Raw genomic sequence first — 24,127 nt, forward strand, 5'->3', positions numbered from 1 at the left:
TTGCAGATTTTGACCTGTTAGCGATGAAAACTCCCTCTCTAATAATAACAATATTTACAAGTTATTGTTTAGAAAGAACAATTATAACTATACTGTCCTTTAAGATCATTGCTGGCATTTGCTCATCTTATATAAATAAAGCCATTTTAGAATCTAGATTAGAATTATTTGCTATAATGTTCTCATGAAAAATAATACGATCCTAAACAAATTAGCTATCATTCTACTTTTTATCAGCGTTCTCTTTGGCTTACGCTGCATTTGGTTCAGCATATTTAAGGTTTCCAACAATGTACCTATGATTAGCAACGGTGTACTGGATTTACGTGGCCAGGATCTGGAGAAAGCTAACTTATTCAGGCTAGATGGTGAATGGAGCTTCTATCCTTCGCAATTTGTTTCATCCAAGACTTCCACTAGCCCAAAACAATCCCAAGCGCTTCAAGTTCCTGGGAAATGGAGCCACGCTATCGGAACTGATAACACAACTTCATATGGATACGGGACTTACCGTCTGCGTATTTTGGTAGAACCGCTTCAGGAGCCTATCTCGTTCTGGATCAAACAAATTTATTCCGCCTCCAGTGTGGAAATTAACGGTACCCCTGTTCTCAATAATGGGACAGTTTCTCTCGATGCCAATACATATGCACCAAGAACCACCTCATTTACAGCATCATATTTTTCGAAAAATATGACAGAAATAGATGTACTTATTCAGGTAGCAAACTTTGATCACCCCTATAAAGGCGGTATTAGTGGGCCTATTTTCTTTGGCTCTCAGGAAGTGGTTAACCGGACAAATTTTTATACCGTTGGATTTCAAATACTTACTGCAATCATCCTGCTACTACATGGGCTGTATGCCTGTATTCTGTATTTATTTAATCCTAAAGAACGTGCCCTGTTTCTTGTAGGGCTAATGACATTATCTGTAGCCGTAATCCTTTTAGCCCGAAATGACAATTTAGTTCTAGCATTACTGCCGATTAATTACACTTGGTCATTAAAAATCCGTTTAATCGCCTTCTTATGGCAGAACCTTTTTATTCTGATTGTTTTCAGGAAATTCACCTCAGGTGCCGAAGTCAACAAGTGGTTACGTGCTTACACGTGGTGTCTTTTCCTTTATACCTTATTTATATTTATCGTTCCTGCTTATTTGGTCAGTACATCGATTCACTGGGGAATCATTCAAGTGTTTCAGTATATCCCCTTCATCTGGTTAATATATAGCTTGGGGCGCTTATTGTTCAAAAGGCAAGATGAAAAAGATGTTGTTTTTCTACTGATATCAGGTGCGGCCATCATCTCTAATTTGTTATGGAATTTGTGGGATAATAACGGCCATTATTCAATTGTTTACTATCCTGTGGATATTATTTCCGCCATCGTTGGCTTCTCAGCTTATTGGTTTAAAAAGTATTTTCAGAATGCCAAAGAGAACATGGAGCTAAATGAACAGCTGAAAAAAGCGGACAAACTCAAGGATCAGTTTCTCGCCAATACTTCTCACGAGCTGCGAACACCAGTTCATGGAATTATGAATATCGCGCAAAATATAATAACGAAGGAAAAGGATAGACTCTATGAGAGTAGCCGGCAAGATATGGAGTTACTGATTACTATTAGCCGCCGTATGTCCCATATGCTTGGTGATCTACTGGATGTAGTACGTCTTCAAGAGCATCGCGTTATTTTGCATCAGGAGCCTATTTTGGTTCAATCGGTGGTTCCCGGAGTCATCAATATGCTTCAATATATGATTGAAGGCAAACCGGTACGGCTATCCATGAACATACCAGAATCTATGCCTCCTATTCTTGCGGATGAGAAACGACTAGTACAAGTATTATTAAATCTAGTGCACAACGCGCTCAAATACACCGAGCAAGGACTTGTTTCTGTTTCAGCTGAGGAAAAAGACGCTCATGTCTTTATATATGTAACAGATACCGGAGTAGGCATGACCGAAGAGACCATGGCGCGGGTATTCCTCCCCTATGAGCAAGGCCCTCACGGAATAAATGACGGGCGTGGAATTGGACTGGGACTAAGCATTAGTAGGCAGTTGGTAGAACTACATGGTGGCAGCTTGAGCATACATTCTGAACTCGGCAAAGGTTCAACTTTCAGTTTTGCACTACCCCTTGCTGATTCCTATAGCGAACAGATAGTAAGAGAGGTTTCACCTATAACAACGTATACACCAGATGAGATTTATAAGCAGATGGCTGAATGGGGGATTTCCGAACAAACTAATCAACACACTGACAAAATCCCGCCACTCTTTACAGATGCGAAGGTGAATCTCTTGGTGGTAGATGATGACCCTGTTAATCTGAATGTGCTAAAGGGCATTCTCGAAAACGAACCTTATCTCATTACGACAGTGAACTCAGCACAAGAGGCACTGGATTGGCTAGATAAAAAGAGTTGGGATTTACTGATTAGTGATGTAATGATGCCGCATATGTCAGGATATGAATTAACGCAAAAGGTTCGCGCTCGTTATTCCCTATATGAGCTCCCAGTGCTATTGCTGACTGCCCGCAGTCAACCTGAGGATATTTACACTGGATTCTACTCCGGCGCAAATGATTATGTTACCAAACCGGTGGATGCAGTTGAACTCAAATATCGCATTCGAGCCTTAACAGCGATGAAAATTTCTTTTAATGAACGGGTGCGTATTGAAGCGGCTTATCTACAGGCACAGATACAACCCCATTTCTTGTTCAATACATTGAACTCTATTGCGGCACTCAGTGATATGGATACTAAAAAGATGCAAGAGCTCATCACTGCATTTACTTCCTTTTTGCGAATCAGCTTTGACTTTTTAAATATCGGAGAACTCGTGAACCTTTCTCATGAACTAGAGCTGGTAGAATCTTATTTGTATATTGAACAAACACGATTTGCAGAACGAATTTCCGTTGTTTGGGAGGTAGATCCAGACATTAATATCCTGTTACCCCCTCTATCCATCCAACCCTTGGTAGAAAATGCTATCAAGCATGGTCTGCTCAAGCGTCAACAGGGGGGTACCGTTTATATTCGGATCTCACGTCTGAACAATGCTGTAAAGATCGAAGTGGAGGATAATGGGCAAGGTATGGATCATAGAACGCTCGCGTTGTTGCTGGAACCGACCATAAAAGCTAAAAGTGGCATCGGACTGGCTAACACCCATCGAAGACTGATGCAATTGTATGGTCAGGGTCTTTTTATTCAAAGTAAACAAGATGAAGGTACTTTGGTATCCTTTGTTATACCGGAGGACAGTGAATAATATATCAAATAAAAAAGCCATTCCATAAGGAGTGGCTTTTTGTTTATCGATACTAGATTTAGAAAATAGTAGGTACCATGCCCCCATCCATACGGATCGGGGAACCTTTAAATGCAGAGGCATAGGGACTGCTCATAAATGCTGCTAGTCTACCTATTTCATTAGGTTTAATAAATCGCTGTATTTCAGATTGCGGTAAGTTTTTAGCCATGAATTTTTTCTCTTTTTCTGAAAAGGTCAACGCTTCATCTGGGTACATTCCATCAATGATTTGGTGCACGTTTTCAGAGAGTGTTGGTCCTGGCATGATAGTATTGACGGTAACTTCTGTTCCGATTGTTAATTTAGATAAGCTTTTTGCTAATGATAATAGCATTGATTTGGTCATTGCATACTGTGGCATTTGAGCTGACGGCATTATTGCTTCTTCACTAGCAATGAAGATCACACGACCAAAATTGTTTTCTAACATTTTTGGTAAATAAAATTTTGTTAATCCATTTGCAGCAAGAACATTCGTACGGATGTATTTTTCAAATATTTCATCGTCAACGTCGTCATAGCTCATCAGTTCATAAATCCCCATATTATTAACTAAAATATCGATATGGGGGTGTTTTTCAAATAAAGCTTCTCTTTGCTCCATATCTACAATATCGGCTGTAGCATTCTGTGGAGAAGTTTCCGGGAATTTTGCTTTAATTTCATTTACTGTTTGTTCTACCTTTTCATAATTACGTCCATTTATTAGTACATTAACGCCTTCGTTGGCAAGTTCAAAGGCGATAGCTTTACCAATACCTTTTGTAGATCCTGTAATTAAAGCTGTCTTATTGTTTAATCCCATATCCATATTTCTTTTCTCCTTTTATCATGGCGAGTTAATTAGCAGTTTCTCAAGAACTGTACTGAGCATCGGCTAGTATTTATACTATCTTACCGGGATTATTCAGTAACTAGTGTCTTGCGCCAAACTTCTTGTTTAACACGCCAATTTGAAGGAGTATCTCCTTCCCAAAGTCGGAAGGCACGATAGAACGAGTTCTGATCTTCATATCCGATCAAGAAAGCCACCTCTTTAACATCGAGGGAAGGATCTGCTAAATACGCTCGCGCCTGCTCATGTCTGGCTTGTGTCAGCAAATGCTTGAAGCTCGTATTTTCTTCAGTAAGCCTCCGCTGTAAGGTACGAGCACTCATCCTTAGCTCTTTAGCAACGGTTTGAATCTCGGGTTGGCCTCCGCTAAGGCTGCGTTTCATAATCCATTTGACCCTTTCAGTAATTGAGCGACTACCCTGCTGTTCAGCAAGTGTCCGATCCAAAACGGGAGTCAGAATCTCTAGCAACTCTTCGTTATACGAGATAAAGGGCAGATCCAAGTCACTTCGTCGTAGTGTTAAGCGGTTAGTCTCAGCACCGATCTGAATTCGACAGCCGAAATAAGCTTCAAGAACCTGTAAATTCCCTATGGGTTGTGAAAATTCTACAAACTGTGCTGTCATTGGTATACCAGTTCCCCGCCGCCCAAGCTCCAGTAAAAACGCCAGTGTAAGGCCAAGCAGCAGCGGTGGACCGGAATACTCGGGAGGCTGCCAATTCAATTCGATTGTACACAACTCTCCCTCTTCGATGATATGCAAGCTTTCTGGAGGGCACATTCGTTTATAGCGCACCATTCGGTTTAGAGCGTCGCGATAATCTTTAGCATGATAAGTGGCTAAGACGGTCGGCGGATATTGTGTGGTTTCAAAAACGGTTGCTAGCTTGATGATTCCCTCAGCAGTGTCTCCAACGAGATCCGAATATGCCTGCCAGATAGCGAAATATTGGGCTGTGGTGACTGCTGACTCCGTGATAAGGCTCAGGGGAAGACTTGCTTTACTGGCTATATCTTGAGCGGTTATCCCTAATTGAATTAATCCAGCCCAAAATCCGGGAGGGATTTTAATGGAGTCAGAGGTATGAGTCTGCATCTATGTGGACCTCCTTTAGCATCATTGCATGAAGAAAGGGCTAGTTAGAATTCAAGCAAGCGCGGGCAAGCAACTCAAACGAATGCAACCGTTTCTCATAGTCTGGAATCATAGTAACGATAATGAATTCATCAACTCCATACAAGTGAGATAACTGTTCCAGCTTTTCTTTGATATTTTTGGGTGTGCCTATCAGCAGTTTACGTTCCAAAAGCTTGGATTTCTCTTCCGTTGAGCCTTCTTGTTGAAATAATGTCATACCGGAAGAGGCTAGCCGCTCTGCTTCTTCCTCAGTCTCGGCGCAAATAACGCCAACAGCTACGATAGCCCGAGGGCTAGCATTAACTGAAGAAGGGATAAAAGCTTCACGGTAAGCTTGCAAAATCTCTTCCCCAGCTACATCGCTCATGAATTGACCAAACACATAGCCTGCTCCAAACTCGGCAGCATATGCCGCACTTTTCTTGTTTGTACCCAGCATCCACAGCTCTGGCGATTCGGGTGGAGTCGGACGGGCGGTTATCTTACGTCCTTCATATGAATAGTTCCCCTGCAACAATTCGGTGACTCCCTTAAGCAGTTCCGGCATTTTCCAAACATTTTCGAGAAAATTTCCGCTCAGCGCTAAGCTTACTTCAGCAGCACCGCCAGGAGCCCTGCCTAACCCAAGGTCGATGCGTCCCGGATATAAACTTGCCAGCAAATGAAAAGATTCCACTACTTTTAACGGCTTATAGTGCGGCAGCAATAAAGCTCCCGATCCGATGCGGATATGCTGTGTTCTCGCTCCGATATGCGATAAAAACACCTCTGTGGAGGTACACGCTAAACCCGGCATATCATGATGTTCGGCAACCCAATAACGAGTATATCCCAGTCTTTCAGCTGTTCGAGCCAGTTCCACCGCTTGTCCTAATGCAAAGCTTGCATCCACATTATCAAATACAGGTACAAGGTCCAAAACGCTAAGCTTAATGGATGTCGTTGTCATGGCTACGTCCTACTCGAGGGTTTCGGTAAAATTCAATCATATCAATAAAAGTAACCTTGTAATCGCCGGCAATCGCTGCCAGATTATACATTCGTCCATGGCCGTCTTCTTTGGACGCGAACACAACATCATGCCGCAGCTTATCCATAATCACTTTGCCGATGAACTGGTGCTCGTATTCCGCATATTTCTTTTTAAACTCTTCATTAAATTCCAACAGGTCCTGATAAGAACGCTCAAGCATTGCATTTACCAAGGTCAGTTCATTGCCCTCTTTTTGTACCGCTACGTAATAATTCCCACGCTCATCCTTGATCAAATCCTTATACAACTCAACGTTCAAAGTTAATTTCTCCTCTCTGATTCCTAAGGGATAACTCCTTTAGAACTTAACCTTACATACTTGATGTTAGCACTGTTGGCTCTGTGGTAATTTGTACGTTTCCTGCTACAGCTCTGGAAATCATACAAGAGCCTTCTGCTTTATGGGCAATACGAATTGCTTTATCAATATCGTCCTGTGACGCATCTTCGGTAAGTGTGATGATGGGTGAATGTTTGATCGCTTCATATGTAAAAATGTTATTTGTTACATCCACTGTCGCCTCTGATGTTAACGTCAGGCTGGAAGTCGTAAGCCCTGATCGCTCCAGCATAGCTGCTAGTGTAATGAGATAGCAGGTTGCCGCGGCACCCAGTAGCATCTCATCCGGATTCGTTCCAACTCCTGGCCCGCCCATTTCTTTCGGAATGGAGATTTGAGTCTTGAGTTGTCCAGCTTCAATCGTTCCCTCACTATTACGACCGCCGTTCCATACGGCATTTAAAATAAATGGGTGTTTCATTTCTAGATGTCCTCCCTATCTTGAAATTGCATGACATATTTTTAATCGAATACTTTACATGCTAACATAGAAGAATGCGGTGAACAAACAGGCTCAGGCCTACTGTTCGTGAGATTTATCTATAAATTAAATTTCAGGAGGCTCTATTATCATGATAAACAATACAGATATCAAACATCTTCAGCGTTGTATTGAACTTGCCCGAATTGCACTCGAGGTTGGGGACGAACCTTTCGGCTCCATCCTGGTCTCAGCAAATGGAGAGGTCTTGGCCGAAGACAGTAACCATGTAGGCGGTGGTGACCATACTCAGCACCCCGAATTCGCTTTAGCTCGCTGGGCAGCTCAGAATATGTCACTGGAAGAACGTAAGCAGGCAACTGTGTATACTTCCGGGGAACATTGCCCTATGTGTGCGGCAGCTCACGGTTGGGTTCAATTAGGAAGGATTGTATATGCCAGTTCTTCGCAGCAATTATCACAGTGGTTAAGCGAAATAGGCATTGCAGCATCACCTGTCCGTAATTTGACCATTCAGGAAGTTATCCATAATGCAGTCGTAGATGGCCCTGTAACGGAGCTTGCAGAACAAGTGCGGGAACTTCATCGACAATTCCACGGACAAAGACAGTAGTAAAAAAAGAACCTTTGAATAAAGGTTCTTTTTTATGTTCTAAACTTTGTGGGGTATAAACTATAGTTGCTATATATACAGAGTCCTAAAGTTCTTATACCATTAACTTTGTAAGCGATTAACTTTATAGGAGGAAATGATTTGACAAAGCCTGTGCAGCCCAATGAACCTCTCGTAACTCATATTTATACTGCGGATCCTTCCGCTCATGTATTTGAAGGTAAAATTTATATTTATCCCTCACATGACCTGGATCACGAAATGATCTCTAATGACAACGGTGACCAATATAATATGGAGGATTACCATGTTCTTTCTATTGATGGAGATGGCTCCCCTTGTGTTGACCACGGTGAAGTGCTTCATGTGAAGGATGTTCCATGGGCTAAGCAGCAAATGTGGGCTCCGGATGCAGCATACAAAAACAATACTTACTATTTGTTTTTCCCAGCTAGAGACCATGACGATATTTTCCGAATTGGGGTCGCCACCTCAGCTTCACCTTCCGGACCCTTTACACCTGAACCAAGCTACATTCCCGGCAGTTATAGCATTGATCCCGCCGTTTTCGTTGATGATGATGGTAAATCGTATATATACTTTGGGGGTCTTTGGGGCGGTCAACTTGAAAAATGGCAAACCGGCTCATTTGTTCCGGATGCCGAGGGGCCGTCTGAAATGGCACCAGCTCTTGGACCTATCGTAGCGGAATTGAGCGAGAATATGCTGAGCTTTGAAGGTGAACCTAGAGAAATATCCATCATCGATACGAACGGAAATCCGATTCTTGCTGGAGATGAAGAGAGAAGATATTTTGAAGGTCCATGGGTACATAAATACAACGGATTTTATTATCTTTCTTATTCCACTGGTACTACCCACAATATTGTATACGCTATCAGTAAAGATCCGCTTGGACCTTATGAATATCAAGGAAAAATCCTTTCTCCAGTGTTAGGCTGGACAACGCACCATTCTATTGTTCAGTTTAAAGAGAAATGGTATTTATTTTATCATGACAGTTCTTTGTCTGGTGGAGCTGACAACAAGCGTTCTGTAAAATATACAGAGCTGAGATACAACGATGATGGCACCATTCAAACCATCCATCCTTAGTTTTTATTAAAATGGACTGCATGCTGTAGTTCACAGGAGGGCGTTTTTGATGACAATGAAACAACAAGGTGCTTTTTATACAGGGGAATATCGCAATATATTTAAGGAGCTCGGCTTTTCTGAAGATGATATCAACGCTAAACTCAATGAAACTTGGAATGATTTGTTTTACGGAGATCCGAACGTACGAATATACTATCCACAGGACGAGGATAAAAGCTATATCCTGGATACAGGTAATCTAGACGTTCGGTCGGAAGGAATGTCCTACGGGATGATGATGGCCGTTCAAATGAATAAAAAAGAAGAGTTTGATCGTCTATGGAACTTCTCAAAGACGTTTATGCAGCACAAAGAAGGTCGCTATGCCAATTACTTTGCTTGGCACTGCAAGCCTGACGGTACAAGGATTTCTCAGGGACCTGCACCTGACGGCGAAGAGTTTTTCGCCATGGCTCTGTTTTTTGCCTCAAAACGTTGGGGGAACGGTCCGGAACCTTATAATTATTCTGAGCAGGCCCGAACGATATTGCATGCTTGTGTACATAAAACTGAAACAGGAGATGGCGACTCAATGTGGGATGCGGAAACGAAATTGATCAAATTCGTACCGGAATCCACCTTCAGTGATCCGTCTTACCATCTCCCCCATTTCTATGATTTGTTCGCCTTGTGGGCTGACGAACGTTACCACATGTTTTGGCGAGAAGCCGCGGAAGCCAGCCGCACATATCTGCATACTGCATGCCATCCGATAACTGGCCTTGCTCCCGAATATGCTAATTTTAACGGGTCCCCGGCAGAACCCCAGCCTCATGGTGATTTCAGCCATTTTTTCAGTGATGCTTACCGGGTAGCGGCTAATATCGGTCTGGACTGGGCTTGGTTCCAAAAGGACATCTGGCAGGTCGATCAATGTAACCGGATTCAGGCTTTTTTTAGGAATATCGAAGTTTCCGATTACCGGCGGTATACCATTGAGGGACAGCCCTTCGACGAACCGGCACTGCACCCGACAGGTCTGTTGGCGACCAATGCCATGGCTTCCCTTGCTTCTAATGGCCCGGAGGCAGAGCATTTTGTCCGTTTGTTTTGGGATACACCATTGCGCACTGGACTCCGTCGTTACTATGACAACTGTCTGTACTTTTTTAGTTTACTGGCTTTGAGTGGAAATTATCGCATCTATTGAAGGAAATCGAACAAAAAAATAGGACTCCATTCCTCGAGCATTTTGAGGAATGGAGTCCTATTAATCGTAATAAAGCTTTGCTATTATTTAATAACTACATATTCCAAGTTTACAAGTTTTGCATAAGCAATAATTTGGTCTGTTGTAAGCGTTAATGAAACTACGGTGTGGTGACCGCCACCATTTTCGATCCAAGCTTTAACCCCATCTTGGAAGTTAGGTTTAACATTCCAAAGTACACGAGCTACTGGAAGGTTGGGAGCTGGAACCGTTGGTTCGAAAGCAGTAACTTCATTGATCAACAGTTTGTAATGCGTCCCAAAGTCAGCCATGGAAACAACCACACCGTCTCCTGCTTTACCGTCAAATACTAAACGTGCTGGATCGTCTTTACCACCAATACCCAGTGGAGATACGATAATTTTTGGTTTGTTGCTTGCCAAAGTAGGATCTACTTCAAGCATATGGGATTGTAGAATGGATTCTTGGCCAACCGTCAATTCATAAGTGTAATCTTCCATAAAGCCAGTGGATTGGTTATGGCTCATCACTTTAAGCAAGCGATCGAGAGCTGCAGTCTTCCAATCTCCTTCTCCAGCAAAACCATAGCCTTGTGCCATCAGTCGTTGAACAGCAAGTCCTGGAAGTTGTTTCATTCCGTGTAAATCTTCGAAGTTCGATGTGAAGGCGTTGTAGCCACCTTGATCAAGGAAACGTTTAATAGCAATTTCATAGCTTGCTTGAACTCTCACGCTAGCTTCCCAAGCTTCTTTGCTGTTAGTCCCATAATCAAATTCATACAGCTCTGAATACTCAGTGAATAAGGCATCGATCTCTTCTTCTTTAACTTCATTAATGATTTGTACTAGATCGCCAATACCAAAGTAGTCAACAGTCCATCCAAATTGAATTTGGGCTTCAACCTTATCTCCTTCGGTTACGCCAACGTTACGCATATTGTCACCAAAGCGAGCGACCTTGATATTAAAGCTTTCGTTATAAGCAACGGCTACGTCCATCCATTCTGCAATTTGCTTTTGGACTTCAGGACGTTCCCAGTAGCCTACTACCACTTTGTTTTGTTTGTTCAACCGTGCGTTAATAAAACCATATTCACGGTCACCATGAGCGGCTTGATTTAGATTCATGAAGTCCATATCGATGGTTGCCCATGGAATACTTTCATTATATTGCGTAGCTAGATGTAGCAAAGGCTTTTGCAGCATTTTAGTTCCGCGGATCCACATTTTTGCAGGTGAGAAGGTATGCATCCAAGTGATAACACCGGCAACTTCATCGCGGTAATTGACTTCTTTCATGATGTTTGTGATTTTATCTGCGCTGACAGCCAAATCCTGCAATACTAGTGGGTAAGGCAAAACTCCGCTTTTATTCAAAGCATCTGTCATCGTTTGGGCATGCGCCTTAACTTCAGCCAAAGCTTCTTCCCCATAAAGATGTTGTGAACCTACGACAAACCAAAATTCTTTTGCTACTGCTGTTGACATATTCATCCTCTTTTCGTAATTTTGTGGTTTAATTATTTTTGTCCGTAATAAGCGTCTTTTCCATGTTTGCGCAAGTAATGTTTATCTAAAATACGTTGTGGCAACTCCTCAGCAAAATGATTCAGCTCTCTTGCAAACAAATTCATTTTGGATACTTCATCCAAAACTACGCTGTTTATTACCGCCGATTTCGCATTTTTCCCCCAAGTAAAGGGTCCGTGTCCTTTAAGTAAAACACCAGGAACCGCCATAATATCAATCCCACGTTGTTCAAAGGTCTCGATGATTACATTACCCGTTTCCGCTTCGTAACCACGATCGACTTCTTCTTGCGTCAAGAAACGCGCACAAGGAATGGAACCATAGAAGGTATCAGCATGGGTCGTTCCCATGACAGGAACATCTAGTCCTGCTTGAGCCCAAATGGTCGCCCAAGTGGAATGCGTGTGCACGATTCCCCCGATCTCGGAGTAATGCTTATAAAGCACGGCGTGAGTAGGTGTATCGGAGGAAGGTCTCATATCTCCTTCAACCACATTGCCATCCAGATCAACAACTACCATATCGCTGGCTTTCATTGTTTCATAATCTACACCACTAGGTTTGATTACGAATAATCCACTTTCACGATCAATTGCACTCACATTTCCCCATGTATATTTAATAAGTCCTTGTTTCGGCAATTCCAGGTTGGCTTGAAAAACCTCTTCTTTAAGTTGTTCTAACATCTTGCTACCTCCATTTTCACACTAAATTGTCAACAGCGGACTGCTCAATCGCCAGACCCTTTTTATAACGTTCGATAAAGGTTTCAAATCCTTTAATGTCGGTTGCCTCTGGATGAATTTCTTCCCCCTTAACATCTTTGAACACTTTTTGATCGAGGAAGTCTTCTAAACTTTCTTCCTGATTTTTATTCATCATGTAAGCGGCAAGAATAGCCATTCCCCATGCACCGCCTTCACCGGCAGTCGACATTACGGAAACAGGAACATTCATTGAAGCTGCCATCATTTTTTGGCCCACTACCGGAGTCTTAAATAAACCGCCGTGACCTAAAATACTATCAATGGCCACATTCTCTTCCTTCGTCAAAATGTCCATTCCAATTTTCAAAGCACCAAAGGCGCTGAATAGATGTGTACGCATAAAGTTGGACAGATTGAATTTGCTCTCCGGCGAGCGGACAAATAGCGGACGACCTTGTTCTAACCCAGTAATATTCTCTCCTGAGAGATAACCATAGCTTAGTAATCCACCGGCATCAGGATCTGCTTCCAAAGCTTTATTTAATAGCACGCTGTACAATTTATTGGCATCCACTTTGTGTCCCATGGCTTCATAGAATTCGCGGAATAACCCTAGCCAGGCGTTAAGGTCACTTGAACAGTTATTCGCATGAACCATGCCCACTGGACTTCCGTTCGGAGTAGTGACCATATCAATTTCCGGATAAACCTTGGAAAGTTCTTTTTCTAATACAATCATGGCAAAAACAGAGGTTCCTACAGATACATTCCCGGTTCGTTTTCTTACGCTATTCGTTGCAACCATCCCGGTTCCAGCATCCCCCTCTGGAGGACTAAGCGGAATACCTGATTGTAAATGCAGCGATGGATCCAGAATTTTAGCTCCCGCTTCGCTTAAAATACCTGCTTGCTCTCCTGCAACATACACCTTAGGAAGTAAATCACTGGTCTTCCACGGATAAGCTTTGCTTGCAACCTGTTCATCAAACTGCTGTATCATGGAAGCGTTAAAATTTCCTGTAGTTTCATCAATTGGGAACATACCGGATGCATCACCAACACCAAGTGCTTTATTTCCAGTCAATAGCCAATGAATGTATCCTGCTAGTGTCGTAACAAAACGTATCTGTGGCACATGTTCTTCTTCATTCAAAATCGCTTGATAAAGATGAGCTATGCTCCAGCGTTCTGGGATATTAAACCCAAACAGATCGGTCAATGCTTTGGCAGCCGCACCCGTAGTTGCATTACGCCAAGTCCGGAATGGAACAAGTAGTTCATTGTGCTCGTCGAAAGCCATGTATCCATGCATCATTGCAGAAAAACCGATTGAACCAACCGTTTGAAGGGTGATTCCGTATTTTTGTGCAACTTCTTCCTTCATCTCGCGATAGGCGTCTTGCAGACCTTTGATAATATCTTCCAAGTTGTACGTCCAAAAACCGTCCTTCAACTGATTTTCCCATTCGTAACTTCCAGAAGCGATCGTTTGAAAGCTATGATCGATAAGTACAACTTTAATGCGCGTGGACCCAAATTCAATACCAAGCGAAGTTTCTCCCTTATTAATCGCTTGTTTGATGCTTAATCGATTCGATATCACGTTTGTCACCTCTCTGATAGCGCTTTTTTAAAAGGTCATGATAAGAATTTGCTTTCTTAATTGACAGCTATAGTATAATTTTTTGTACGTACATTTGTCAATTGAATAGTTATATATACATACAAATATGGAGATAATAATGATTTAACTGTATAAAAAAAGAGCCCCTTTCTATTTTTTTCGTTGTCATGCTATAATTTGTACATACAAATTTACCGAATATACGAATAACTTAGCGAACAAGAATGGAAAGAGGAATTACATGAAACCAAAGTATCAAGTGATATTAGATGACATAAAAAGCAAAATCCTTTCGGGAGATTACAATGTTGGTGAACAAATCCCTACTGAATCTGCCTTGCAGTCCATGTACGAAGTTAGCCGGCAGACTGTTCGAAAAGCAATTTTAGAACTTTCCAACGAAGGCTTCCTCCGAAGCGAAAAAGGGTCTGGTACTTATGTCAGCAACCAATATCGTTCGAAGACCGGCGGGAGTTCCCATAAGAAGACGATCGGCGTAATTACGACCTATATTTCCGACTATATCTTTCCTTCCATTATCCGTGGGATCGAGAGCCGGCTAAATGAGGATAATTATTCTCTACTATTAGCTAGTACAAATAACGATGTTGCTCAAGAAAAAAAGGCCCTTGAAATGATGCTGTCCTACGGTGTAGATGGTTTAATTATTGAACCGACGAAAAGCAATCTATATAACCCCAATATTGCTTACTACCTTTCTTTTAAGGAACAGGATATTCCGATTATAATGATTAATGCCTTTTATGAAGAAATAGAACTGCCGTACCTTTGTCTTGATGACGTGCAGTCCAGCTATTTGGCAACAAAAGAGTTGATAACCAAAGGGCACACCCAAATAGGGCTCATTGCAAAAATGGATGATTTACAAGGAAAGTATCGGATGAAAGGGTATATTAAAGCACTCGGAGAATCCAAATTACGATTTTATCCTGAGCAGATTTTTTCATTCAATACGGAGACAAAACAGACGTTATCTACAGACTTGAAGGATTTTCTGAATAAAAATAGAGATACGCTCACTGCTATTGTTTGTTATAACGACGAGGTTGGGTTGGAAGTGGTTCATGCCTGCAGACAGCTGGACATCACTATTCCGGAGGAATTATCGATTATCGGACAAGACAATTCCTATATCGCCAAAAACGCGAACATCAAACTAACCACCTTGACACACCCACAAGAAGCCATGGGACGCGATGCAGCGGATTGGGTCATTAAGAAACTACAAGGAAAAAAAGACCTTCCAAACAACACTTATTATCAGCCTGTGTTAATTGAAGGTGAGACCGTTGTTGAGAGATAGGTTGTAATTTAAACAGATAAATAAATTTTCCGTTTATACAAGGCAAGCAACCCGCCAGTCATGGCTGGTTGCTTGCTTTTTTCATTTTGTCTCTACATTAAGCAGTCCGGCTCCAATTTCCGTGTTTGGAATATTTACTGGATTTCCAGATAATCAAGATAAGCATCCCATGTCCCGTTATCAGCTGTTACGACGAGCTGGATCTCTTGATTTCCGGTTCCATGACTGACATTGTTTAGAGTATAAACGGCGGGACTGCTTCCCCCGAAGTAAAAGATGCCCTTGGTTACCCCGCCGATTTTCAAATCGACCCTCGCTATATTGGAGTTATTTGAAGCCCCGCGGAGTGAAAAATTATGGGTACCGGTCGTAAAATTCTGTGTATATTTCACTAGATCATTGTTGGCGTATAAAGCCACTCCACAGAATGGTGAGCTTAAATTGGAGGTATACTGACCACTTTTGGTCATATTTTCAGCTTCTATTTTTGTGCTTGTGCCCGGATTTGGTGTGGAGGTTGGGTTTGGCGTTGAAGTCGGATTAGGCGTTGGCGTCGGATTCGTACCTCCGCTACCTCCGATCGTAATTGTATTGCTAGTCACGGTAGCTGTTCCACTACTTTGATAACCCTCTACCGTAAGCGAAGTTTCATACATCTTCCCCATTGACATTCCTCTGCTCTCCCACGCATTAAAGTGTTCACTTACAGATATGGTTCCGCTTGTACGTTTGGTCGTCCGGACACTCCAATATTGTTTAAAGGTTGCTGTGCCTTTAATTGAAGGTTGGTTGACTCTGGTAGTCTCATATATGTCATATGTTCCCCCATCAACGGTAATGGTACCTTTAGACGTTCCACCAGGCGGACGCCAGCTCCCCCAGCTATCAACGATGTAATATTCGATTAGTGGATCAACGGTCCATCCGTAGACACATAAATACGAATTGCCGTTTGGTTGGTAGTTGGCACTGTAGTTAACAGTTATGTTTCCAATTTGCTGGTGTGTCTGGGTCTCATCGAACTTCTTACCTTTACGGAACAGAGCATTTCCGATGTTGCTCCACTGAGCACTGAATGTACCTCCACTATCAAGAGTCATACTCGTGGCACCGGAATCCTTCCATAGCTCATAGTAGTAGCCGTCTTGGGTGCCACTTTGATTAGATGTGATCGTTGTTGCGGCATTTACACTTACTGCAGGCAATGCAAGCATAAAACAAATAATGATTACTAAAAACAAACGCATTCTCTTTTGTTTCATTTGCTGTCATCCTCTTGGTTATACTGCAACTAATCTTACTAAGATGCTGTGCAACCTGTTTGATCAACATCCTTTTTATTCTATATTTATTAATGTAAGCGGAAACAATTAGATTCTATCATTGTCCTAATTTTTTCATATGCATAAACTAAAGCTTATACCGTGAAAAGTTTAGATCTTTTGTAGTTGGAAATAAACGAAATTAAATAAGCTGCTTCCGGTAGAGTACCGGAAACAGCTTATTGGCTAGATCATTTTATCATTGCCTACGAAATGGAGTCTTAACTTAAAAGTGAATAACCTTCCCGCCGTTTACTCACCACGACTCACACGAAAGCCTTGATCAGGTCCCATGCCATTTGCGTCGAACTTGCCTTGAAAAGATATTTCGTTGTTGGTGATGTTGCCGATCCAACCGCCGCCCTTCACAACCCGGAAAGAACCGACATCGCTTCCTCTATCCCCGTACCAGTTCCAACACCATTCCCTTACATTCCCTGACATATCATAAAGTCCTAACTCGTTGGGCTGTTTGACACCAACTGATTTTGTTTTATTATTGTTGTTTTCAATGATAGGCCAGTTCCATTTTCCCGATAAATATTTATCTCCAGCGTTTTTCCAATACCATGCTACCTCATCTGCATTATTGCTTCCACTGTAGGTGTAACTCTTGCTTAATTGACCTCCACCTGCAGCATATTCCCACTCTGCTTCTGTCGGTAATCGATAACCATTAGCACCTTCATTGATCGTTACGGTCCATTTTATATTATCGTTTTCGCTCTTATTATTTGTATCTATTTTATTCTTATCTATATTGTAATAGGGTGTTAAACCCTCTTTTATACTCCGCTTATTACAGTACTCAACAACGTCATACCAGCTAACCATTTCAACCGGCAAATTGTCGCCCTTGAATTCTGAGGGATTACTTTCCATTACCTCAATCCATTCTTTTTGAGTTACCTCATATTTACCGATATAAAAGTTCGATAGGGTTGCACCATTGTAGTTGGACTTTGTGTTTATAAAAGTCCCTCCCTTTACAAATACATTGTCATTACTCGTTTCAGGCTTTTCTTGTGAGCAAGCGCTGATAACAACTATTGTTGCTATAAATAGGAAACTCAATAGTTTTCTCATTGATTTATCTCCTTTGAACGGATAGGAAAATAAAAAGTCGTGACGATAATCTTAGTAGTATGTAAGTATTCTTTTGGAATAAATAAGGCCGCCGGTTGTGAGACCGGCAGTCCTTAGTATTATCATCGATTAAGAGGCTACAGTTTACCTGTTACCACACCGTTACGTTAGAGCTCCCACTACTTTGATATCCCTCAGTAGCTAACACTTGGTAAGCCCAACTACTTCCCAAATTCATTCCATATTTCTTCCATGCGTTAACGTGGTTGCTAAAAGTGATAGCAACATTACTCCCAGTTGCTCTCTTCGACTGTCTTACACTCCAGAACTGAGTGAAAGTTGCAGTGCCGTCAATAGAAGGTGCGTTGGTTCGGGTAGTCGTATAGATGTCATATGTGCCACCATCACTGGTTACGGTACCTTTAAATGTTCCAGTTGGTCTATAAGTGCCCCAGCTATCAACGACGTAATATTCTATGAGTGAGTTTCTCGTCCACCCATAGAGTGTCAAATATCCATTACCGGAAGGCGCCCAGACTCCGGCATTGTAGTTTATTGTCCTTGTTGGTGATCCGGTATTCCAGCCTTTACCGACAACAAAGTTCCCAGTGTTTGACCATGTAACACTGTAATTCCCACCTGATCCATTCGTAGCATTTACTGTTCCTCCACCATCAGTCCAATTTTGCCAATAATCTGTCGCCGCATTTGTAGTTGCTGCAAACAAGCTAAAGCTCATTGTAGCTGCGAATAATACAGTCAAGATTTTCTTATTCATCTTAAACATAATCTACCTCCTAAGATTTTTTTGATTACATACTACTTGACTGACCTCTAGTATTCCAAGCAATCGTCTGTGGTTTTCTTTGTTGTTTGGTAAAACTCCCGAGATCACCACATCCTTCCATTTATATAATTGTAAGCGATTTCAAATAGAAGTTTATCATAGCTTACGTACAATTTAATCTGTTCAAATTAAAGGTTTTACCCCAAAAAGTATTGTTCTTTTGTGGTTATAAATGGAAATATAAAGAAATTACAGACAAAAAAAGAGGACTTAGCGTCCCCCTTTTACTTGTCATATATCAGATTAATTATGTTCATTACAAGCCCCTCCACAATACTATAATATTTTAACAAAAAATTACTGAACATGTATTTCCGATTTGATATCATGTTGACTTAAAAATTTCATTAAATCATTACTCAGCTGCACAATCTCATTGTTAGCATTATTCGCATAATCCGGCAACATCATATCCCTAACCATTTTAGTCCGTAGCCATGTCATAAAGAAAAGATCCAAAAATAAGTTTGGAAATTTAAGCACCTTTTTAAGCATTGGTGGATCAATTGAAACGCCAGCTTTTTGTATTGCCCTTAAATACGCTTTTAAAGTGAATGTTATTTCACGTGCCGTCTTTCTAGTTCTGGCTGTTTTTTTGTCAATGATCTTATTCTCAGAATGCAAAAAGCTCAACATGGCAATGTCTGATACGGAATGTGTGATTAGATACGCTTGCATATCTTTTTTAATAACGTAGGGAAGCTTTGCAGTTTTAAATAATTTTGCAAGGTTTTCTATGCGCTCTGTCACTACACCATTAATTTCTCCAAATGCAGTTGCCGCTATAAACTTTGGTAGAAATCGAGCATGCAATACTCCATCTTTAATCTGTCCGCCGAAGCCGGGAAAAGCTGGTAAAAGTCTATCCCCTACGATATCCAGCCACGAAGAAAATCCAATTGAATTACTAGTCATCGTAACTATATTTTTGCTTTGATTATCTTTTAGCGCTAACAACGCTGCTTCGGACCGATCATAACGAACGGTAACGAAAATAAAATCGTATACATCGTCATTTTCGAGCGTATCAATAACATTCACTTGTATCGATCTAACTGTACCTTTTTCTATATACTGCAGGCCATTTTCTCTTAATGATTTATATCTATTCGAATGTGCAAACAAGCTAACGTCAAACCCTGCTTCAATAAGCTTAATTGCGTACATGCTCCCGATGACACCTGCACCAAAAATTAAAATTCTATCTTGTTTTGCTGACATATAAACCACCCCTACTTATTAATATTCCCTTTTGATTATCCGACAACATGTTGTATGATGTGATTATAAATCTTCATTATTCCTTGATCAACCATCAGTTTTTTATGATTTGTCGGATGATATTCTTATTCACTAATAGGAGGGAAACATGAAAAAGCAACCCCAAATAACGGAGAAAACAAAACAAAAGTTTGTAGAAGTTTTTTGTGAGTTATATAGCCAAAAGCCGATTGAGAAAATTTCGATTCAGGAAATTTCGAATAAGTCAGGATATAACCGCAGCACCTTTTATCAATACTTTACTGACATTTACGAATTGTTAGACTCTGTTGAAAATGACCTATTGAATGAAATGAAAAAAGAATTGGCAAATAAAGAGCTATCGATGGATAAGGTTCAAGATACGCTCTATTGTCTGGATAAAAAAGAACATCTCCTGGTTCTTAATGCCCTTTTGGGTGATTATGGAAGTGCCCGTTTTTTAAAACGCTTAAAAAAAGAAATCACTTTGGATCAATTAGAATTAAACGTTCCGCAAAACCAATCCTTAACACCATACTTCATTGAGTTTTACCTGACAACTGCCCTTTCTTTATTTCGTCTTTGGCTCCAGCGTCAAAAGGATTTATCGTCAGAAGAATTTTTCAAGTTAGTAGAGAACCTATATTCAAAAGGGATTACACCCTATTTTAAAGAATAAGTCTGTCATTCAAACCAAATCCTCATAAGGGTCCGCATTCTGGTTTAAGAATTATTCTTCGGTAAAGAAAATCGAGACCATTCAATTGGATAAAAAAAACCACTGATCTAGTTGACTAGATCAGTGGTTTTCTATTTTTTTGTAGATTTTTATATAATATATCCTCTTTCCAAAACTCCATAACAGAAGACAATAAATCCCTATATGATCACATATAATGGAAGTTCGTTTAACGATATACTTTTATGTAAGCGTTAACATTCCGATGCAGGAGGTGGCCCTTAGTCTTGTATGCTCGTATCATCACTCTTATGAATAATCTAAGACTCAGAACGAAGTTATTTCTGTCATTTGGCTGTGTTGTTCTAATCCCGGTCTTAATTGTAGGGCTGTTCCTTACAAATGAACTACGGAATATGGCAATGGCTAATGCGCTTGAGCAGATTACAGCCAACGTGGATCGTGTGAAAAAACGGACTGGCGAAATGCTCAACATCCCGCTTGATATTGCTTATCGCCTATCGAATGATAGCCGGCTTGAAGAGGTTGCCAATCATCGTTATGAGTCTGTCTATGATGTTGTTGAAGCTTACTGGAACTATCCTGATTTCCGTGATTTTGTTCGACTATACAACGAAGTTTCCAGTATCCGCTTATATATCGATAATCCAACGGTTCTCAACAACTGGGAGTTTCTACAGACGAATGAGAGTGTTACGCAGGAACAATGGTACCAAACCGCACTAGCCCAAAGGGGACTGGTCTGCTGGAATTATATTCGAGACAACCGTAATGGACAATATTATTTAAGTCTAATCCGAAAGGTCAATTTTTTTAAGGCGAGAACCACCGGTGTGCTAGTCGTGAATGTGAATACCAAAAAGCTCAATGCGATCCTCAACCAAGAATCTTTTGAAACTCTTATTATGGATGAGAACGACAATATTGTCGCCTCAAATCGTGTAGATACACAAGATAAATCACTGTCGAATATTGACCTAGCAACCTTATCCGCTACAGGGCAAGGTCCCCACGATGTAACCATTGATGGCAAACCCTTCAAAATGGTGATCGATCACTGGCAACCCGGAGGAAGCTTGAATAGCCTGCGTATCATTTCCATTTTTTCTGTAGCAAGCATCGTCGATGAGCCCAACCGAATTATCTTTCTAGCTTCAATTGTAATTCTTTCAGCAATGATTATGGCTATTCTCTTGATTTACTATGTCTCACGGCTACTCACCGGAAGGATGCTACATTTGAGCAAACATATTTCTAAGGTCGCTGCGGGAAATTTAGGAGCCACGCTTGTTATTGACGGTAAAGATGAAATCGGTCAGCTTGCCAGACAATTCAATCATATGGTTCGGAACATTAATGAACTAATGAGTGAGGTACAAGAATCTAATCGACAGAAAAATGCGACTCAGCTTAAGCAAAATGAAATTAAATTCAAGATGATGGCCAGCCAGATCAATCCTCACTTCCTCTTCAATGCCCTAGAATCAATCCGAATGAAAGCTCTTGTCAGAGGACAAGCGGATATTTCTCAAGTCGTTCGACTGCTGGGAAAAATGATGCGTAAAAACCTTGAGGTCGGCAATGGGATGATCAGTCTGCAAAGTGAGCTAGAAACCGTGAACAGTTACCTAGTCATCCAAAAATTCCGCTATGATGACAGACTCACTTATGAGCTACTTGTGGACCCAAAGGCGAATCCTTTTCAAATTCCCCCTTTAATTATTCAGCCCCTGGTAGAGAATTGTGTCATCCACGGATTGGAGAATCGAATTGAAGGCGGCATGGTTCGGGTGGAAATCCGCTTAGAAGACAGTTATCTAAAGGTTCAGGTATCTGACAATGGAGTGGGTATTTCAAAAACACGGATACAAGAAATTAGGAAGATGTTGAATAACAATGATGACTATGAAACTAATAATATTGGGATGCGCAATATTCATTTGCGGCTGCAGCTGACCTACGGTCCACAATTTGGGCTGACCTTAGCAAGTCAAATCGGATTCGGAACGCAAATCAGCTTTGCGATTCCATTAAGGAGTGATTCTTATGTATAGCGTGTTGATAGTGGATGATGAGCTGGCGATCCGTGAAGGACTAGTTGCTCTGCTAGACTGGGAGAGTCTTGGATATCAAGTCATCGATTCCGCCGCAAATGCCATTGAGGCTAAACATAAATATGAACTTTACTCCCCTGATTTAATGATCGTAGATATCCGTATGCCCGGTAGAGATGGTCTAGAGCTTGTTGAAGAGCTGAGAGCACTTGATCCGGAAATGCACATCATCATCCTCAGTGGCTATGCGGATTTTAACTATGCTAAGCGAGCGTTATCCTTTGGCATTGATACCTATTTGCTCAAGCCTGTAGATGAAGATGAACTACAGCTATACTTGGAGAATCTGTCCATTGAGCTGGATGGACGTATTACTGATCGTAAGAAACAGGCCGCAATCAAAGTATGGAACCGGGAAATGCTAGTTCAATCCTTGTTAATGGATCGAAGTGCGCAGAATCCGTCAATAATGGAGGCAACCGTTCTTGAAGCAGAACTACTATGGGATTCCTATCAAGTGGTTCTGATTAGGCTGATACTTCAGGACAATGCGGATCATGGACCTTCAACAGTCGTAAAGGCGAGACTTGCAAAAAGCTTTGAAGAAAATGACTGGGGCATAGTATTCTTGCTAGATTCTTATTTGGGGGTTCTGCTTCAGCCCTCATTTCAGAAAGAACTTGTACATAAGTTAATGGTCCAGAATATACAGCAAGTAGTATTTGACCATGAACTTGAATGTATCATCACCGCAGGTGATATGGTGAACTCTCTGGAGGATATCTCCGTCTCCCACCTATCGGCGCTGGCAAGGATGAAAGAGCATTTCTTCTATGACGAGACGGGGATGATTGGACCGGATTCCATGAAAATAAAGAATGGGCTGACAGTTAGTTCAGAGGAAATAGAGAACCGGCTGGAGTCCGTTCTAGAACGGATGTTTTTTTGTATGGATACCGGCAATTGCGCGTTACTCTTCACCCTGATTCAAGAAGCTGGAGAACTTATGATTACCGCCGATTATTCCGAGATGGCCGTGAAATCGCGTTATGTGCGTATCGTCTCTTATCTACTCAACAAACTCTCGTTTCAATATAAGGAGCTGAGTCCTCTGCACAGCAACATGGATGAGCAAATTGAACAAATCTATAAACATACCTCTCTGCCTCAATTGCAGCGCTATGCCTCCACTCTTCTTGAGTATTATGCAAAAGGCATTACCCGCGACGATATGGAGGTCTTCCTAAAGCGGATGCTGGACCTCATCCATCGACATTATAATAAGAATCTTAAGCTCGACACGCTAGCGGATGTACTTAGTTATAGTAGCGCTTATCTAGGGAAGCTTTTTAAGAACAGCACGGGGTATTCCTTTAACAGCTATCTAGATAATGTCCGCATGGAGAAGGCCAAGGAACTGCTTACTCAAGGCTACAAAATCCATCAGGTCGCAAACGAAGTGGGCATCAGTGATGTAGATTATTTTCGTGAAAAATTCAAGAAGCATGAAGGTGTCTCTCCCTCCGACTACCGCAGAAAGAATTGAAAAAGACTCAATATTTTTCAGAAAACGCTTACGAAAATAGCAAATATAACCCTGTTTTTTATATAAAATATTCGGGTG

At 41.3% G+C, this 24,127-nt stretch carries 20 protein-coding genes; 8 read left to right on the plus strand and 12 right to left on the minus strand.

Annotated elements, in window-relative coordinates; all coding sequences use genetic code 11:
- Positions 1 to 184: 184 nt before the first annotated feature.
- On the plus strand, positions 185 to 3,295 hold the full coding sequence (locus MKX35_RS19610; RefSeq protein ID WP_076301114.1) for an ATP-binding protein: 3,111 nt from the start codon (positions 185 to 187) through the stop codon (positions 3,293 to 3,295).
- 58 nt (positions 3,296 to 3,353) lie between these two features.
- Here MKX35_RS19610 and MKX35_RS19615 read toward each other — a convergent pair whose 3' ends face one another.
- From MKX35_RS19615 to MKX35_RS19635, 5 genes are all read right to left on the minus strand, one after another.
- A complete protein-coding gene (locus MKX35_RS19615) occupies positions 3,354 to 4,148 on the minus strand; it encodes an SDR family NAD(P)-dependent oxidoreductase (RefSeq protein WP_076301113.1) in 795 nt (264 codons plus the stop codon).
- A gap of 92 nt (positions 4,149 to 4,240) precedes the next feature.
- Complete coding sequence (locus MKX35_RS19620; protein WP_076301112.1) at positions 4,241 to 5,269, minus strand: AraC family transcriptional regulator; 1,029 nt, start codon at positions 5,267 to 5,269, stop codon at positions 4,241 to 4,243.
- A gap of 40 nt (positions 5,270 to 5,309) precedes the next feature.
- Complete coding sequence (locus tag MKX35_RS19625) at positions 5,310 to 6,260, minus strand: LLM class flavin-dependent oxidoreductase (protein ID WP_076301111.1); 951 nt, start codon at positions 6,258 to 6,260, stop codon at positions 5,310 to 5,312.
- Positions 6,241 to 6,603, minus strand: a complete 363-nt coding sequence (locus MKX35_RS19630; RefSeq protein ID WP_042188220.1) for a hypothetical protein — start codon at positions 6,601 to 6,603, stop codon at positions 6,241 to 6,243. The genes MKX35_RS19625 and MKX35_RS19630 overlap by 20 nt, the downstream gene beginning before the upstream one ends.
- Positions 6,604 to 6,655: 52 nt before the next feature.
- Positions 6,656 to 7,105 carry an OsmC family protein gene (locus MKX35_RS19635; RefSeq protein WP_076286972.1) on the minus strand — a complete coding sequence of 150 codons (450 nt, stop codon included), beginning with the start codon at positions 7,103 to 7,105 and terminating at the stop codon, positions 6,656 to 6,658.
- Between the two features lie 151 nt (positions 7,106 to 7,256).
- Between MKX35_RS19635 and MKX35_RS19640 the strand changes: the two genes are divergently transcribed.
- From MKX35_RS19640 to MKX35_RS19650, 3 genes are all read left to right on the plus strand, one after another.
- On the plus strand, positions 7,257 to 7,739 hold the full coding sequence (locus MKX35_RS19640; RefSeq protein WP_076301110.1) for a nucleoside deaminase: 483 nt from the start codon (positions 7,257 to 7,259) through the stop codon (positions 7,737 to 7,739).
- Positions 7,740 to 7,880: 141 nt separating this feature from the next.
- Positions 7,881 to 8,855, plus strand: a complete 975-nt coding sequence (locus tag MKX35_RS19645) for a glycoside hydrolase family 43 protein (protein WP_076301109.1) — start codon at positions 7,881 to 7,883, stop codon at positions 8,853 to 8,855.
- 49 nt (positions 8,856 to 8,904) lie between these two features.
- Positions 8,905 to 10,047: a glycosyl hydrolase family 8 gene (locus MKX35_RS19650; protein WP_076301108.1), complete on the plus strand. Its 1,143-nt coding sequence runs from the start codon at positions 8,905 to 8,907 to the stop codon at positions 10,045 to 10,047.
- Positions 10,048 to 10,130: 83 nt separating this feature from the next.
- On the opposite strand, the gene araA is transcribed toward MKX35_RS19650, so the two are convergent.
- From araA to MKX35_RS19665, 3 genes are read right to left on the minus strand one after another with little or no spacing between them, the layout of a single operon-like run.
- Positions 10,131 to 11,555 (minus strand): L-arabinose isomerase, encoded by a 1,425-nt coding sequence (araA, locus tag MKX35_RS19655; RefSeq protein WP_076301107.1) that lies wholly within the window; start codon positions 11,553 to 11,555, stop codon positions 10,131 to 10,133.
- Between the two features lie 32 nt (positions 11,556 to 11,587).
- Positions 11,588 to 12,283: an L-ribulose-5-phosphate 4-epimerase gene (locus MKX35_RS19660; RefSeq protein ID WP_042188210.1), complete on the minus strand. Its 696-nt coding sequence runs from the start codon at positions 12,281 to 12,283 to the stop codon at positions 11,588 to 11,590.
- Between the two features lie 16 nt (positions 12,284 to 12,299).
- Positions 12,300 to 13,907, minus strand: a complete 1,608-nt coding sequence (locus MKX35_RS19665; protein ID WP_076301106.1) for a xylulokinase — start codon at positions 13,905 to 13,907, stop codon at positions 12,300 to 12,302.
- Positions 13,908 to 14,169: 262 nt separating this feature from the next.
- On the opposite strand from MKX35_RS19665, the gene MKX35_RS19670 reads away from it, so the two are divergent.
- Positions 14,170 to 15,252, plus strand: coding sequence for a GntR family transcriptional regulator (locus MKX35_RS19670; RefSeq protein ID WP_042188207.1), 1,083 nt, complete (start codon positions 14,170 to 14,172; stop codon positions 15,250 to 15,252).
- Between the two features lie 134 nt (positions 15,253 to 15,386).
- Here the strand turns inward: MKX35_RS19670 and MKX35_RS19675 are convergent, their stop codons facing one another.
- The 4 genes from MKX35_RS19675 to MKX35_RS19690 form a co-directional block, all read right to left on the minus strand.
- The gene (locus MKX35_RS19675) at positions 15,387 to 16,514 is read right to left on the minus strand and encodes a glycoside hydrolase family 11 protein (protein WP_076301105.1); all 1,128 of its coding nucleotides are present in this window, start codon (positions 16,512 to 16,514) and stop codon (positions 15,387 to 15,389) included.
- Positions 16,515 to 16,826: 312 nt separating this feature from the next.
- The gene (locus tag MKX35_RS19680; RefSeq protein WP_076301104.1) at positions 16,827 to 17,660 is read right to left on the minus strand and encodes a formylglycine-generating enzyme family protein; all 834 of its coding nucleotides are present in this window, start codon (positions 17,658 to 17,660) and stop codon (positions 16,827 to 16,829) included.
- A 151-nt stretch (positions 17,661 to 17,811) separates the two neighbouring features.
- On the minus strand, positions 17,812 to 18,447 hold the full coding sequence (locus MKX35_RS19685) for a glycoside hydrolase family 11 protein (protein ID WP_042188200.1): 636 nt from the start codon (positions 18,445 to 18,447) through the stop codon (positions 17,812 to 17,814).
- A 357-nt stretch (positions 18,448 to 18,804) separates the two neighbouring features.
- On the minus strand, positions 18,805 to 19,728 hold the full coding sequence (locus tag MKX35_RS19690; protein WP_340969413.1) for a ketopantoate reductase family protein: 924 nt from the start codon (positions 19,726 to 19,728) through the stop codon (positions 18,805 to 18,807).
- 148 nt (positions 19,729 to 19,876) lie between these two features.
- Here MKX35_RS19690 and MKX35_RS19695 point away from each other — a divergent pair, with 148 nt between their 5' ends.
- The 3 genes from MKX35_RS19695 (at position 19,877) to MKX35_RS19705 (ending at position 24,049) form a co-directional block, all read left to right on the plus strand.
- Positions 19,877 to 20,428 (plus strand): TetR/AcrR family transcriptional regulator, encoded by a 552-nt coding sequence (locus tag MKX35_RS19695; RefSeq protein WP_076301174.1) that lies wholly within the window; start codon positions 19,877 to 19,879, stop codon positions 20,426 to 20,428.
- A gap of 287 nt (positions 20,429 to 20,715) precedes the next feature.
- Positions 20,716 to 22,503 (plus strand): cache domain-containing sensor histidine kinase, encoded by a 1,788-nt coding sequence (locus MKX35_RS19700; protein WP_076301134.1) that lies wholly within the window; start codon positions 20,716 to 20,718, stop codon positions 22,501 to 22,503.
- Positions 22,496 to 24,049: a response regulator transcription factor gene (locus tag MKX35_RS19705; protein ID WP_076301135.1), complete on the plus strand. Its 1,554-nt coding sequence runs from the start codon at positions 22,496 to 22,498 to the stop codon at positions 24,047 to 24,049. The genes MKX35_RS19700 and MKX35_RS19705 overlap by 8 nt, the downstream gene beginning before the upstream one ends.
- Positions 24,050 to 24,127 lie beyond the last annotated feature (78 nt).

The organism is Paenibacillus sp. FSL R5-0923 (genome assembly GCF_038009145.1).
Taxonomy (GTDB): domain Bacteria; phylum Bacillota; class Bacilli; order Paenibacillales; family Paenibacillaceae; genus Paenibacillus_AQ.